A 14,110-nucleotide genomic window follows, 5' to 3' on the forward strand; every position below is an offset into this window, starting at 1 on the left:
GCGTCGGGGGGTGTCCGCCCGCAGCGGTTGGCGCGTCAACGCGCTCAAAATCTTGCGAGACCGATTCCGCGCCGTTCCGAGGACGGACACCCCCCGACGCGGCACCGACCCACACCAAACCGCAGGGCGAACCACAACGCACCCGCAGGGAAAGAGAGGCAGGCGGAAGGGCACAACCGCGGCGGGCTCGCCGTACCGCCACGCCCCCGACACCCACCCGCCGTGGCAGGATCGGAACCGCCATGACTGCGCCCACGAACCCCCCGCACACCACGTCCACGAACGGCGAGCACCTCCACGCCCCCGTGATCGACTGGTTCGAAGACAACGCCCGCGACCTCCCCTGGCGCCGCCCCGACGCCGGCCCCTGGGGCGTAATGGTCAGCGAGTTCATGCTCCAGCAGACCCCGGTCACCCGCGTCCTCCCGGTCTACGAACAGTGGCTCGCCCGCTGGCCCCGCCCCGCCGACCTCGCCCAGGACGCCCCCGGCGAAGCCGTCCGCGCCTGGGGCCGCCTCGGCTACCCCCGCCGCGCCCTCCGCCTCCACGGCGCCGCCACCGCCATAACGGAACGCCACGGCGGCGACGTCCCCACCGACCACGCCCAGCTCCTCGCCCTCCCCGGCATCGGCGAGTACACGGCCGCCGCCGTCGCCTCCTTCGCCTACGGCCAGCGCCACGCCGTACTCGACACCAACGTCCGCCGAGTGTTCGCCCGCGCCGTCACCGGCGTCCAGTACCCCCCGAACGCCACCACGGCCGCCGAACGCAAACTCGCCCGCGCCCTGCTCCCCCCGGACGACCAGACAGCCGCCCGCTGGGCCGCCGCCTCCATGGAACTAGGCGCACTGGTCTGCACGGCGAAGAACGAAACATGCCACCGCTGCCCCATCACAGCCCAGTGCGCCTGGAACCTCGCCGGAAAGCCGGACCACGAGGGCCCGGCCCGCCGCGGCCAGACATACGCGGGCACGGACCGCCAGGTCCGCGGCAAGCTCCTCGCCGTACTACGCGAAGCGCACACCCCCGTCCCGCAATCCACCCTCGACCGCGTATGGCACGAACCGGTACAGCGAGCGAGAGCACTGGACGGCCTGGTCGCGGACGGCCTCGTAGAACCCCTCCCCGACGCCCTGTACCAACTCCCCGCGACCCGCACCTGACACACGGTCAATCCACAGCCACCCGCCTCACCCCAAGCAAAACCACAGCCAACACCCAGCCCCCACACCCCCCAGGCACCACCCAAACCACCCCACACCCACCCAAAAAACCCAACCCCCTTACCCCAGACCTACTTCCGTTACACAACCGACGGACAGCCGAGCGCTCCCCGCAGGCTGCTCCGCACAGTGCCGTGACAACCCCTCCGTAGCTTCATTCCTGTGCCGCAGACCGGCGGGACGCAGCAAAGGACAACCGGCAGCAGGCGGGTCGGAAACGGGGATGGAGGCGGTTGATCATGGCGCAGGGCGAGGTGCTCGAATTCGAGGAGTACGTCCGCACCCGACAGGACGCGCTGCTGCGCAGCGCCCGCCGGCTGGTGCCGGACCCGGTCGACGCCCAGGACCTGCTACAGACCGCGCTGGTACGGACGTACGGCCGCTGGGAGACCATCGAGGACAAGCGCCTCGCGGACGCCTATCTGCGCCGCGTCATGATCAACACCCGCACCGAGTGGTGGCGGGCCCGCAAGCTCGAAGAGGTCCCCACCGAGCAGCTGCCGGACGCGAGCGTCGACGACGCGACCGAACAGCACGCGGACCGGGCGCTTCTTATGGACATTATGAAAGTTCTCGCTCCGAAACAGCGCAGTGTCGTCGTCCTGCGACACTGGGAGCAGATGTCCACGGAGGAGACGGCCGCCGCCCTCGGCATGTCGGCCGGTACGGTCAAGAGCACGCTGCACCGGGCGCTCGCCCGGCTCCGGGAGGAGCTGGAAGCCCGCGATCTGGACGCACGCGCGCTGGAGCGTGAGGAGCGGGAGCGTTGCGCGGCCTGAGCGACACCCCAGGACCCAGCAGGGTCCGCGGCGGCTTCGAGGCGGCGTTCACGGCGATGGCCGTGCTCGCCGCCCTCGCCCTGTTGGTGTCCGGCTGCGCCACCGGCGGCACCGGCGCCCGTGACGAGGGCCCGGCGCACTCCGACTCGGTGGGCGTCGCCGAGGTGCCCTCCCCCACCCCCTCCGCGACGGCCGACGACCATGTGGACGCGGTGAAACTCGTCAAGGACGATCCGAAGGTCTCGGCAGCGGTCAAGCACGAGCTGAAGCCGTGCGTCGCCGACGAGTACGCGGTCGACGTGTCCTACGGCGAGCTGACCGGCGGTACCGTCAACGACGTCGTCGTCAACGTGATGACCTGCGGCGACGCGGTCGGCATCGGCTCGTACGTGTACCGCGCGACGGGTGGGACGTACGAGAATGTCTTCAAGGCCGAGGAACCCCCGGTCTACGCGGAGATCGACCGCGGCGATCTGGTCGTCACCAAGCAGGTGTACGAGAAGGGCGACCCGGTGTCGAGCCCGTCGGGCGAGAACGTGATCACGTACCGCTGGACGTCGGGCCGTTTCGTCCAGGAGTACAGCACGCACAACGAGTACAGCAACGCGGTCGGAGGCGACGCTTCGCCGGCGCCGAGCGGAAACTGAACGGAACAGATCCGAGCGGACCCGAACCAAAACCGCGCGGAATCCGAGCGGAAACCGAGCGGCGGCGAACCGATCGGCCCCTCCGATCCGATCCTTCAGTGAACGCGGACGCCCCACCGGGCGTCCCATGCTTGAGAACGACCCACACGAGGACTGAGAGCACCGGGATGGCAGACCAGACCCACGTCCTGTTCGTCGAGGACGACGACGTCATCCGCGAGGCCACCCAACTCGCCCTGGAGCGGGACGGCTTCGCGGTCACGGCGATGCCCGACGGGCTGTCGGGCCTGGAGGCGTTCCGGGCGAACCGCCCCGACATCGCGCTCCTGGACGTGATGGTCCCCGGCCTGGACGGCGTGAGCCTGTGCCGCCGTATCCGGGACGACTCGACGGTTCCGGTGATCATGCTGTCGGCGCGCGCCGACTCCATCGACGTGGTCCTCGGCCTGGAGGCGGGCGCGGACGACTACGTGACGAAGCCCTTCGACGGCGCGGTCCTGGTAGCCCGCATCCGAGCCGTGCTGCGCCGCTTCGGCCACGCGAGCGGCACCGACCGTACGGCGGACACCGGGGCGGAGACGGTCGACGGCGGAGTGCTCACCTTCGGCGACCTGGAGATCGACACCGAGGGCATGGAGGTGCTCAAGGCCGGACAGCCGGTGGCGCTGACCCCGACCGAGATGCGCCTGCTCCTGGAGTTCTCCTCGGCCCCGGGCACGGTCCTGTCCCGCGACAAACTCCTGGAGCGGGTGTGGGACTACGGCTGGGGCGGTGACACCCGGGTCGTGGATGTCCATGTGCAGCGGCTGCGCACGAAGATCGGCCAGGACCGGATCGAGACGGTCCGCGGCTTCGGCTACAAGTTGAAGGCCTGAGCAGGGGTATGCGGGGGAATCCACAGCGCAGAGTCCCGTCGTTCATGGACAGAGCGGGCATCCGTACCGGCCTGAGATGGAAGCTCAGCGCGGCCATCGCCCTGGTAGGCACGCTGGTCGCGATCGCGCTCAGCCTGGTCGTGCACAACGCGGCCCGGGTCTCGATGCTGGACAACGCGCGCGACCTCGCCGACGAGCGGGTCCAGATCGCCCAGCGCAACTACGAGCTGTCCGGGCGCCCCAACTTCCCCAGCATCAAGATCGACGACCCGAGTCTGCCGCCGGCGCTGCGCCAGAAGGTCGAGGAGGGCCGCAGGGCCACGTACGTCACCGACCGGCCGCACGGCATCCCGGACATCTGGGCGGCCGTACCGCTCAAGGACGGCCATGTGATGTCGCTGCACACCGGGTTCACCGACCGCAGCACGGACATCCTCAAGGACCTCGACCAGGCCCTGGTGATCGGCTCGATCGCGGCGGTGCTCGGCGGCAGCGCGCTGGGCGTGCTGATCGGCGGCCAGCTCTCGCGCCGACTGCGCAAGGCGGCCGCCGCGGCGAACCAGGTCGCGAAGGGCGAGACGGACGTACGGGTACGGGACGCGATCGGCGGAGTCGTACGGGACGAGACCGACGACCTCGCGCGCGCGGTGGACGCGATGACGGACGCGCTGCAACAGCGACTTGAGGCCGAACGCCGGGTCACCGCGGACATCGCACACGAACTGCGCACCCCCGTGACAGGCCTGCTGACTGCGGCCGAGTTGCTCCCACCCGGCCGCCCCACGGAACTCGTCCTGGACCGCGCGAAGGCGATGCGCACCCTCGTCGAGGACGTCCTGGAGGTCGCCCGGCTCGACGGGGCCTCCGAGCGGGCCGAGTTGCAGGACATCATGCTGGGCGACTTCGTAAGCCGCCGGGTGATAGCGAAGGACCCGGACGCGGTGGTGCACGTGGTCCACGAATCAGCGGTCACCACCGACCCCCGCCGCCTTGAGCGCGTGCTGTTCAACCTGCTGGCGAACGCGGCGAGGCACGGCAAACCGCCGATCGAGGTCTCGGTCGAGGGCCGGGTGATCCGGGTCCGCGACCACGGCCCCGGTTTCCCCGAGGAACTCCTCGCGGAGGGCCCGAGCCGCTTCCGCACCGGCAGCAAGGACCGCGCGGGCCACGGCCACGGTCTGGGCCTGACGATCGCGGCCGGTCAGGCCCGGGTCCTCGGCGCCCGGCTGACCTTCCGCAACGTCCGCCCCGCGGGCGCGCCGGACCACATCCCGGCGGAGGGCGCGGTCGCGGTGCTGTGGCTGCCGGAACACGCGCCGACGAGCACGGGCAGCTACCCGATACTGCCGTAGTTCTTCAAAGAAGAGGTCGGCCGCCCTGAACGAGGGCTCACGTGCCGGCCACCATCACCTCCTCCCCCCGAGACGGCCCCGCCCCGTCCGTCCTCCCCCCGAAGTACCGCTCGGCGAGATCCGCGGCCGACACATACCGCACCTCCCGGAACCCGCACTCCCGCCCCAGCGCCAGCACCTGCTCCGGAGTGAAGAAGCTCAGAAACGGCGTGCCCGCGGCCCGAGCACCCCGCACCGCCACCTCCAACTGCGCGCGCTGCTCCGGCTCCACGTCCTCGACGGGCCGTAGGAAGGTCGTCACCAGGGTGGAGCCGGGGGCGAGTCCGGCGACGAGCCGGAACATGGCGGTGATCGCGTCCAAGGTGAGATACATGGTGACGCCGGTCGCGGCCACCACGGCAGGCCGCCCCAAGTCGAGCCCGGCGGCGGCCAGTTGCCCCCACCAGTCCCCCTCGAAGTCGACCGGCACGAACCGCAGCCAGTCCGGCACGTCGTACCCGAGCTCCGCCAGCCGCCGCCGCTTCCAGGCCTGGGTGCCGGGCCGTTCGACCTCGAACACCCTTGTTCTCGCGCCCAGTTCGGGCCGCCGCTGAGCAAAGGTGTCCAGCCCGGCGCCGAGCACGACGTACTGGTCCACACCTTCCGCGACCTGGTCCGCCACCACGTCCTCGACGAACCGGGCCCGCGCCACGATCGACGCACGGATCCGGCGCGTGGCCTCGACGTCCATGTCGGGCCGCTCCCGCCAGCCGTCCCCGGGCCCCACCAGCCGCAGCCCGACCTCGTCCTCGATGACATGCGGCGGAGCATCGGCCTGAACATGCAGTGCCCGCCACAACGCGACCCGCACGGCCGTATGATCCGGCTCGATCTCCTCCACAGGCCCCCCACTCACGCGAAGTCCTTGGAGAAGTCCAGCTCCTCGCGGCGCTCGGTCAGCGAGTACCAGTTGCCGCTGTCGTCACGGAAGATCGCCTCGACGCCGTACGGCCGCTCCGTCGGCTCCTGGATGAACTCGACCCCGCGCGCCTTGAAGGTCGCGTAGTCACCACGGCAGTCGTCCGTACGGAACGCCCCGGCCCCCAACACCCCTTTGCCGACCAGCTTCTTCAACGCCTCGGCGGACTCCGGATCGAGCCCCGGCCCATCCAGGCTCATCAGCGCGAGCTCGACACCCGGCTGCTCCTTGGCACCGACGGTCACCCACTTCATGTCCCCCATCGAGATGTCGTCCCGGACCTCGAAGTCCAGTTTCTCGGTGAAGAAGGCCTTGGTGCGCTGCTGGTCGAAGGTCCATACGGTGGTGATGCCCAGCCCTTGGATCATGGCTCCGCACTCCTGTCGGACGAGGTGGAAATCGAGGTGGCTTCCTGTTCCTGTTCCTCTTCCTCACCGTAGGCAGGGCGGGCAGCGGCACGCTTCTTCAAAGTTGCGGAGGGGAAACCGCCGGCCCAGAGCATCGCGTAGCACCCCGGGATGAGGGCGGCCCCGCGCCCCACGTGCTCGCTCCGGTACTCGCTCGGAGTCAGCCCGGTCCGCGCCTTGAACCGGGCCGAGAAGGTACCGAGGCTGCTGAAGCCGACGAGATGGCAGATCTCCGTGACCGAGAGGTCGGCGCTGCGGAGCATCTCCTCGGCCCGCTCGATCCGCCGATGGATCAGATACTGCCCCGGCGTCTCGCCGTAGGCCTCCTTGAAGGCGCGGAGGAAGTGGTACCGCGAATATCCGGCATGCGCGGCCACCGCACCCAGGTCGAGCCCCGGCTCGGCCCAGTCCCGGTCCATGGCGTCCTTGGCCAGCCGCAACTGCCGCATTTTGTCCATGAGCCCGATGGTGACACGCCCCACTGACAACAGCGCCGATGCTTGTCGACACCGGCCCGCATCACTCAGCCCGTCCGGCGTTTGAGGACGAGGCCGTCCAGGCCGAAGCGGGGGTCTGGGGGCGGCAGCCCCCAGGGACGGGACGGGCAGGGGCGGCGGGGGCGAGAAAACAACGAGAAGACAAAAAACAACGAGAAACCAAAACGAAGGTCCCCCGGGGCGGACACCGACCGGGGGACCTTCAGCTCATGACCAGCGGATCAGGATCAGACCGCCTCGACGATCGACACCGGCGCCACCGTCTCCGACTCCGACTCCGCACCCTCACCGGCCTTGGGCGCAGCCGGCCCCGCCCCCTTCAGCGGAACCTCCTTCACGAACACCGCCGCCACCAGCGCCAGCACCGTCACCACGGCCCCCAGCAGGAACGCGGAGTGGATACCGGCCGACACCGCGTGCTGGTACGCCTCACGCGCCACCGCCGGCAGCTTCGCCAGACTCTTCGCGTCCAACTGCGCGGACTGCTCGGTCACCTTGGCCCCCACGGCCCCGGCCTTCTGGCTCATGACGTCCTGGACCCGGTTGTTGAACAGCGCACCCATGATGGCGACACCGAACGACGAACCGAGCGTCCGGGACAGCGTGCTCGTGGAGGACGCGACGCCCATGTCCTTCATCTCGACGCTGTTCTGCGCGACCAGCATGGTGATCTGCATCAGGCAGCCCATGCCGAGCCCGACGACGGCCATGTACACACCGGACATGAACCGGGTCGTGTCGACGTCCATCGTGGAGAGCAGGTACAGGCCGGTGCCCATCAGGATGCTGCCGACGACCGGAAACACCTTGTAGCGCCCGGTGTTGGTGGTCACCCGCCCCGCGACCATGGAGGTCACGAGCATCGCGCCGAGCATCGGCAGGAGCAGCAGACCGGAGTTGGTCGCGGACGCACCCTGCACGGACTGCTGGTAGAGCGGCAGGAACAGGGTCGCGCCGAACATCACGAAGCCGGTGATGAAGCCGATGACGGCCATCAGGCTGAAGTTGCGGCTGCGGAAGATGTGCAGCGGCACGACCGGCTCGGTGGCCTTGGTCTGCCAGAACACGAACCCGACGAGCGCGGCCACACCGAGCGCGATCAGCTCCATGATCCGCACGGAGGACCAGGCGTACTGCGAACCGCCCCACGTGGTGACGAGCACGATGGAGGTGATGCCGACGGTGAGCAGTCCGGCGCCGAGGTAGTCGATCCGCGCCTGCGAGCGCTTCTTCGGGAGGTGCAGTACGGCACTGATCGCGGCGAGCGCGATGACGCCCAGCGGCAGGTTGATGTAGAAGGACCAGCGCCAGCCCCAGTTGTCGGTGATTGTGCCGCCGACCAGCGGTCCGCCGATCATCGCGAGGGCCATGACGCCGGCCATCATGCCCTGGTACTTGCCGCGCTCACGCGGCGGGATGAGGTCGCCGATGATCGCCATGACACCGACCATGAGACCGCCGGCGCCGAGACCCTGAATGGCCCGGAAGCCGATCAACTGCCCCATGTTCTGCGCCATACCGCTGAGCGCGGAGCCGACCAGGAAGATCACGATCGAGGTCATGAAGGCGCCCTTGCGCCCGTACATGTCACCGAGCTTGCCCCACAGGGGAGTCGAGCTGGCGGTGGCGAGCGTGTACGCCGTGACAACCCACGACAGGTGCTCAAGCCCACCCAGCTCACCGACGATCGTCGGCATCGCCGTGCCCACGATCATGTTGTCGAGCATCGCGAGCATCATGGTGATCATCAGGGCGAGCAGGACGACCCGCACGCTCCTGGGCTGCTTCTCGGTCTCCCCCGACCCCTTGTCAACCATCTGTGTGTCCGCCATCGTTCCCACTCCCCTAGCTACCGCTGGATACCGCTACCGTCCGGCTACTTACTTGCCGCCCGGCTAGTTGACTACACTAAGGGAAAGTAGACCCGTAACTAGCCGGGCGTCAAGTAAGTTTGCTGGAGCATAAGACGAATGGGCGGCACCATGGACGGCACCAAGCGGCAACGTCGCGGAGACACCCGCCAGCGCATCCAGGACGTGGCGCTCGAACTCTTCGCCGAGCAGGGCTACGAGAAGACCTCGCTGCGCGAGATCGCCGAGCACCTGGACGTCACGAAGGCGGCGCTCTACTACCACTTCAAGACCAAGGAAGAGATCCTCGTCAGCATCTTCGAGGACCTCACGAAGCCGATCGAGGACCTGATCGAGTGGGGCCGCGACCAGCCGCACACCCTGGAGACCAAGCAGGAGATCGTACGGCGCTACGCCGTCGCGCTCGACGGCGCGACCCCGCTGTTCCGCTTCATGCAGGAGAACCAGGCGACGGTACGGGACCTGCGCATCGGCGAGCGCTTCAAGGAACGTATGCGCGGCCTGCGGGAGATCATGATCGACCCCGAGACGAGCCTGGTCGACCAGGTCCGCTCGCTCAGCGCGATCTTCACGCTGCACGCCGGCATGTTCGCCGTACAGGACCTCGAAGGCGACCCCGAGGACAAGCGCAAGGCCGTCCTGGAGGTCGCCACCGACATGATCACGCAGGCCCACGCGGGCACGAAGCCCGCCGGGGACAAGTCCTAGACGGTCACACCCTTGCCGCGCAGGAACGCGACCGGGTCTATGGCCGAGCCGTAGTTGGCGGTCGTACGGATCTCGAAGTGCAGGTGGGGACCGGTGGAGTTGCCGGTGTTGCCGGACAGCGCGATGTGCTGGCCGGTGCTGACGACCTGGCCGACCTTCACGTCGATGCGCGAGAGGTGGGCGTACTGCGAGTAGGTGCCGTTGCCGTGCTTGATGACGATGGCGTTGCCGTACGCGGCCCCGTCACCGGCGCCGTTGCCGCCGGCCTTGACGACGGTGCCGCCGTGCGCGGCGACGACGTTGGTGCCGCTGGCCACGGCGAAGTCCTGCCCGCTGTGGGTGGACTGCCACAGGCCGCCGGCCTGGGCGAAGCTCGCGGACAGCGTGTACTTCTTCACCGGGTCGACCCAGGAGGCGGCGGTCTTCGCGCTGACCGTCTTCGGCGCCACGCTCACGGTGGCGGCGCTCGCGACCCCGGTGCCCAGAACGGCGGTGGCTCCCAGTCCGACGGCCAGGACGGCCACCCGGGTGCGGAGCGGAGTCGTACGGGTAGAGCGGGAAGCGGAGCGCTGGAACATCGGAACCTCACGGGGTCGGGGACAGAAAAGCCACCCGGCGCACGGACGGCCACCGGATGACACGTCCATTGGTAACCCGGGCCCCCACGGACCCCCAAACAGCTCTTCTACGACGGAAGCTAGTACTTCACCGCAAAACTTCCGACTTCTTGACAGAGCGCCCGTTCGCCATAAATCGCCCCCCTGACGGCAAAACCGCCCATCTGGTTCCACGCAAAAAGTCCTATTTGCCCCGAACGAGGCTTACGACTACCCGCCCTAGTAGGGGTCGAATCGCCTGTGCGGCTTGTCACCGGCCGGGGCGGTCGCCGACCCCGGGAATGTGGCGCAGACCTCTATACACCTACCGTCCAGTAACCTTACGGTTCCCCTCACGCCACCCTCGCCCGCGATCATGCCTTCCACACCGGCACCGCACAGACGTGAGAGGAACCCCCACCCCCATGACGAGACGACGCCCCTGGGCCCGCCGTACCGCCACCGTCGCCGTATCCGCGATCGCCCTCGCGGCGCTGACCGTCCCCGCGGAAGCCGCGACGACGACGAGCACCGCCGCGGCCGTCGACTACACCACCTGGCAGACGGACTGCCAGACGGTCATGAACCAGGCTCTGCCCTACCTGAAGCAGCGCATCGCGGCGACCAGGCCGGGCGAGAAGCAGGCGATCGTCTTCGACATCGACAACACCACCCTGGAGACCGACTTCGGCTTCAGCTGGCCCCAGCCCGCTAACAAGCCGGTGCTCGCGGTCGCCAAGTACGCCCAGGAGCACGGCGTTTCGCTGTTCTTCGTCACGGCCCGCCCCGGCATCATCTACCTGCCGACCGAGTACAACCTCGAACACGACGGCTACGACGTCGACGGCCTCTACGTCCGCGGCCTCCTCGACCTCTTCAAGGACGTCGCCGCCTACAAGACCGCCCAGCGCGCCGACATCGAGTCCAAGGGCTACACGATCATCGCGAACATCGGCAACAGCGCCACCGACCTGTCGGGCGGCCACGCCGAGAAGACGTTCAAACTGCCTGACTACGACGGCCAGTTGTCGTAACCGGCTAGGCTCCGACCGTTCGCGCGACGACGGGGGTGGGGCGGCCGATGGAGCCCGCGGTACTCGGTGGGAAACTGGCGTCAGGCCTGATCACACCGCTGCTGAAGAAGCTGTTCGTCCCCGAAGGACCGGGCGCGGGCCTGGTCGACAAGCCGGTCCGGCTGTCGAACCTCGTCTCCTTCAAGGGCGAGAAGCGCACCCTGACGGAGAAGGACGTCCACAAGCTCGCCGACCACCTGGTCGCGCGGGCGGTGGACTCCCCCGGCGAAGCGCCCTTCCCGCCCGACGAACAGACCGCGGTCACCGACGCGTTGGCCCGCCGCCTGCTCACCCTCGGCGACCTGGACATGGACGACGTACACGCCGTGCGACTCGGACACCGCGAACTGGCACGGCAGTTGGAGCACTGCGCCCCGCTCCCCGCCGGACTGTCCACCGACGCACGCCACTTCCTCGGCAACGCCACCGAGTGGGCCTGCCTCCAGATCCTGGAGTTCTTCACCCGCCGCTCCACGTTCGTGGCCCGCACCCTCGTCGAGCAGACCCGCACCCAGGCCGAACTGATCGCCCGCGTCGACGAGTTGATCGCCCGCACCCCACGCCCCGGCACCCAGGACCGCGCCTTCGAACGCCGCTACCTGTCCCACGTCGCCGAACGCCACAACCACATCACCATCTACGGCATCGACCTCCGCGACTCCCCGGACCGCTGGCCCCTCGAAGTGGCATACCTGAGCCTGGAGGCGACGGAGGAACACCCCCTGTCCGAGGAGCACCCCGGCGCCCGCTACGACCGCCAACTCCCCGCCGAGGAAGCCCTGTCGGCCCACGACCGGGTCCTGCTGCGCGGTGACGCGGGCTCCGGCAAGACGACCCTGGTGCAGTGGCTCGCGGTGACGGCGGCCAGGGACGGCGACCGCATTCCGTACGTCCTCCCGCTGCGCACCCTGATCCGGGCCGGCCAACTCCCGTCCCCAGCAGCCTTCCTGACCGCGGTCGGCTGCCCCCACTCCCCGCCCGAGGGCTGGGCCGAACGCGTCCTCACCGCCGGCCGCGGCCTGATCCTCGTCGACGGCCTGGACGAGATCCCGTCCGCCGACCGCCACCGCACCCGCGACTGGCTCCTCGACCTCATCCGAGCCTTCCCCGGCAACCGCTGGCTCCTGACCTCCCGCCCCACCGCGGTACGCCCCGACTGGCTGGCCTCCGAGGGGTTCCGCGAACTGACCCTGACCCCGATGCGCCGACCGGAGGTCAGGACCTTCGTCCAACGCTGGCACAAGGCCGCCGAGGCCCCGGAGTACGAGGGCCCGCTCCTGGACTCCCTGCACACGAAACGGGACTTGGCCCGCCTCGCCACCAACCCCCTGATGTGCGGCCTGATCTGCGCCCTGCACCGGGAACGCAGGGGCTATCTCCCCACCGGCCGCAAGGAGTTGTACGACGCGGCCCTGACCATGCTGCTCGCCCGCCGGGACCGGGAACGGGGCATGGGAGCGCTGGAGGGGGCCGACCTGAGCGAGGAGGCCCAACTGGAGATCCTCCAACGCCTCGCGTACGCCCTGGTGTTGAGCGGCCGCACGGAGATGGACGTCGAGACGGCCGAGGGGATCGTCGAGCGGTGTCTGCCGACGGTCGCCTCGGCGGCGATGCAGGGCGACGCGAGGACCGTCCTGCACACCCTGATGCTCCGCAGCGGTCTGCTGCGCCAACCCGCCTACGGCGTCACGGACTTCGTCCATCGCACGTTCCAGGACTATCTGGGCGCGCGCTACGCCGTCGAGGAGGGCCACCTGGACGTCCTCCTCAGCCGCGCGGACGACAGCCAGTGGGAGGACGTGATCCGGTTGGCGGTGGCCCACGCCCGGCCGCGCGAACGGGTCGTGGTGCTACGCCAGTTGCTGTCCCGGGACGATCCCCGCCTCACGCTGCTGGCCCTGGCCTGCCTCGAACACGCGACGGCGCTGGATCCGGGGGTGCGGGCAGAGGTCGAGACCCGGGCGGCCGCGCTGATTCCGCCGCGTACGACGGAGGACGCGCACGCCCTGACCGAGGCCGGGCCACTGGTGCTGGAACTGCTGCCGGGACCCGAGGGGCTGACGGACGCCGAGGCCCGCTGCGTCACGGTCACCGCCTCGGTCCTGGGCACGGAGGAACCCGAGGGCGCGATGGCGGTACTGCGCCGCTTCCGCGACCATCCGTCCTTCGACGTACGGCGTCAACTCGCGGGCACCTGGGACCGGTTCGACATCCGGGAGTACGCGGTCGAGGTGCTCGACCATCTGGTCCGGGACGATCTCTTCGTACGGTGCTCGTCGCCCGAACAGCTGGCGGCGCTGCGGCTGATGCGCCCCTGGCGCAGGCTGACCGTCACCGGCTCGCCCGAGCTGGGCGAGGTCGTCGCCGCCGTCCGTGATCCGGACGCGGTCGACCTCCTGAGCCTTGAGCACCACACGACCGTGTCCGCCCTGGACGAGGTGCTGGCCTTCCGGTCGCTGAGCTCACTGTGGTTGCAGGACTGCTTCGGTGTCCGGGGTCTCGCCTGTCTGTCCGAACTGCCGCTCAGGGACCTGGCGTTCAACCACATCAGCGATCCATCGGGCCTGGCGGCGCTGCGCGGACTCACCCGGCTCTCCCTGGACCAGCCGTTCAAGAGCGGTCACCTTGCCGACCATCTGCCGTTGGACGCGCCCCTGGAGTACCTGTTCCTGGGTCAGGAAACGCTGGCCTCGACCGGCCTGCGCGGTCTGGAGTCATGGCCGACGCTCACCACCCTCAGCATCGGCAAGCCGCCCGCCACCATGGGCGCCTGGGACTGGGAGCAGGTGACACGCCTGCCCGTCCTGCGGAACCTCGTCCTGAACGCGTCGCCCGGCCGCTACGCCCTGGAGTCGATGCCGGAGCTGCCCTCCGTCGAGTGCCTCCGCGTGCCCGCCCGGGGCAAGGCCGACAAGCACTTCCGCACCCTCGCCTCCCGCCTCCCGGGGCTGCGCGAGGTGACCCTCAGGACGTCCGGCAGAAGGGGTGTGCCGCTCGACACGTACGCCGCCGTCTTCCCCACCGCCGAAGTCACCGACGACCGCCTCTGACCCATGCCCCGGACACACGAAAGGGGCCGGTGCCCGAAGGCACCGGCCCCTTTCCGAGTCGTAAAGCCCTGAAG

General features: G+C 69.4%; 13 protein-coding genes. 8 read left to right on the forward strand and 5 right to left on the reverse strand.

Annotated elements, in window-relative coordinates:
- Positions 1–242: 242 nt before the first annotated feature.
- The 5 genes from ACWIHT_RS24685 (at position 243) to cseC (ending at position 4,876) form a co-directional block, all read left to right on the forward strand.
- A complete protein-coding gene (locus ACWIHT_RS24685; protein WP_456170393.1) occupies positions 243–1,163 on the forward strand; it encodes an A/G-specific adenine glycosylase in 921 nt (306 codons plus the stop codon).
- Positions 1,164–1,462: 299 nt separating this feature from the next.
- Complete coding sequence (locus ACWIHT_RS24690; RefSeq protein WP_019064956.1) at positions 1,463–2,002, forward strand: SigE family RNA polymerase sigma factor; 540 nt, start codon at positions 1,463–1,465, stop codon at positions 2,000–2,002.
- Positions 1,990–2,649, forward strand: coding sequence for a hypothetical protein (locus ACWIHT_RS24695; protein WP_456170394.1), 660 nt, complete (start codon positions 1,990–1,992; stop codon positions 2,647–2,649). The genes ACWIHT_RS24690 and ACWIHT_RS24695 overlap by 13 nt, the downstream gene beginning before the upstream one ends.
- A gap of 167 nt (positions 2,650–2,816) precedes the next feature.
- Entirely contained in the window at positions 2,817–3,524 is a 708-nt protein-coding gene (gene cseB / locus ACWIHT_RS24700; protein ID WP_019075473.1) for a two-component system response regulator CseB, read from the forward strand.
- Positions 3,525–3,568: 44 nt separating this feature from the next.
- A complete protein-coding gene (gene cseC, locus ACWIHT_RS24705) occupies positions 3,569–4,876 on the forward strand; it encodes a two-component system sensor histidine kinase CseC (RefSeq protein WP_456170395.1) in 1,308 nt (435 codons plus the stop codon).
- A gap of 37 nt (positions 4,877–4,913) precedes the next feature.
- On the opposite strand, the gene ACWIHT_RS24710 is transcribed toward cseC, so the two are convergent.
- The 4 genes from ACWIHT_RS24710 to ACWIHT_RS24725 form a co-directional block, all read right to left on the reverse strand.
- A complete protein-coding gene (locus ACWIHT_RS24710; RefSeq protein WP_456170396.1) occupies positions 4,914–5,771 on the reverse strand; it encodes a class I SAM-dependent methyltransferase in 858 nt (285 codons plus the stop codon).
- Positions 5,768–6,202 carry a VOC family protein gene (locus tag ACWIHT_RS24715; RefSeq protein WP_456170397.1) on the reverse strand — a complete coding sequence of 145 codons (435 nt, stop codon included), beginning with the start codon at positions 6,200–6,202 and terminating at the stop codon, positions 5,768–5,770. Before ACWIHT_RS24715 ends, ACWIHT_RS24710 begins: the two co-directional genes overlap by 4 nt.
- Positions 6,199–6,690 (reverse strand): helix-turn-helix transcriptional regulator, encoded by a 492-nt coding sequence (locus tag ACWIHT_RS24720; RefSeq protein ID WP_456170731.1) that lies wholly within the window; start codon positions 6,688–6,690, stop codon positions 6,199–6,201. Before ACWIHT_RS24720 ends, ACWIHT_RS24715 begins: the two co-directional genes overlap by 4 nt.
- Positions 6,691–6,965: 275 nt before the next feature.
- Positions 6,966–8,570: an MDR family MFS transporter gene (locus ACWIHT_RS24725; protein ID WP_456170398.1), complete on the reverse strand. Its 1,605-nt coding sequence runs from the start codon at positions 8,568–8,570 to the stop codon at positions 6,966–6,968.
- A gap of 138 nt (positions 8,571–8,708) precedes the next feature.
- Here ACWIHT_RS24725 and ACWIHT_RS24730 point away from each other — a divergent pair, with 138 nt between their 5' ends.
- The gene (locus tag ACWIHT_RS24730) at positions 8,709–9,317 is read left to right on the forward strand and encodes a TetR/AcrR family transcriptional regulator (RefSeq protein ID WP_456170399.1); all 609 of its coding nucleotides are present in this window, start codon (positions 8,709–8,711) and stop codon (positions 9,315–9,317) included.
- On the opposite strand, the gene ACWIHT_RS24735 is transcribed toward ACWIHT_RS24730, so the two are convergent.
- Positions 9,314–9,895, reverse strand: a complete 582-nt coding sequence (locus tag ACWIHT_RS24735) for a M23 family metallopeptidase (RefSeq protein WP_456170400.1) — start codon at positions 9,893–9,895, stop codon at positions 9,314–9,316. The two genes, ACWIHT_RS24730 and ACWIHT_RS24735, sit on opposite strands and share 4 nt — an antisense overlap.
- 443 nt (positions 9,896–10,338) lie before the next feature.
- Here ACWIHT_RS24735 and ACWIHT_RS24740 point away from each other — a divergent pair, with 443 nt between their 5' ends.
- Both ACWIHT_RS24740 and ACWIHT_RS24745 read left to right on the forward strand, forming a co-directional pair.
- Complete coding sequence (locus ACWIHT_RS24740) at positions 10,339–10,947, forward strand: HAD family acid phosphatase (RefSeq protein ID WP_456170401.1); 609 nt, start codon at positions 10,339–10,341, stop codon at positions 10,945–10,947.
- A gap of 47 nt (positions 10,948–10,994) precedes the next feature.
- Positions 10,995–14,036, forward strand: a complete 3,042-nt coding sequence (locus ACWIHT_RS24745) for an NACHT domain-containing protein (protein WP_456170402.1) — start codon at positions 10,995–10,997, stop codon at positions 14,034–14,036.
- Positions 14,037–14,110 lie beyond the last annotated feature (74 nt).

The sequence above is a fragment of the Streptomyces sp. NPDC002276 genome (assembly GCF_053891435.1).

Coding starts and splice junctions, on each gene's coding strand:
- ACWIHT_RS24715 (WP_456170397.1), bottom strand. CDS start 6,202: ATGATCCAAGGGCTGGGCATCACCACCGTATGGACCTTCGACCAGCAG.
- ACWIHT_RS24725 (WP_456170398.1), bottom strand. CDS start 8,570: ATGGCGGACACACAGATGGTTGACAAGGGGTCGGGGGAGACCGAGAAG.
- ACWIHT_RS24745 (WP_456170402.1), top strand. CDS start 10,995: ATGGAGCCCGCGGTACTCGGTGGGAAACTGGCGTCAGGCCTGATCACA.
- ACWIHT_RS24690 (WP_019064956.1), top strand. CDS start 1,463: ATGGCGCAGGGCGAGGTGCTCGAATTCGAGGAGTACGTCCGCACCCGA.
- ACWIHT_RS24730 (WP_456170399.1), top strand. CDS start 8,709: ATGGGCGGCACCATGGACGGCACCAAGCGGCAACGTCGCGGAGACACC.
- ACWIHT_RS24685 (WP_456170393.1), top strand. CDS start 243: ATGACTGCGCCCACGAACCCCCCGCACACCACGTCCACGAACGGCGAG.
- cseB (WP_019075473.1), top strand. CDS start 2,817: ATGGCAGACCAGACCCACGTCCTGTTCGTCGAGGACGACGACGTCATC.
- cseC (WP_456170395.1), top strand. CDS start 3,569: ATGGACAGAGCGGGCATCCGTACCGGCCTGAGATGGAAGCTCAGCGCG.
- ACWIHT_RS24720 (WP_456170731.1), bottom strand. CDS start 6,690: ATGCGGCAGTTGCGGCTGGCCAAGGACGCCATGGACCGGGACTGGGCC.
- ACWIHT_RS24735 (WP_456170400.1), bottom strand. CDS start 9,895: ATGTTCCAGCGCTCCGCTTCCCGCTCTACCCGTACGACTCCGCTCCGC.
- ACWIHT_RS24740 (WP_456170401.1), top strand. CDS start 10,339: ATGACGAGACGACGCCCCTGGGCCCGCCGTACCGCCACCGTCGCCGTA.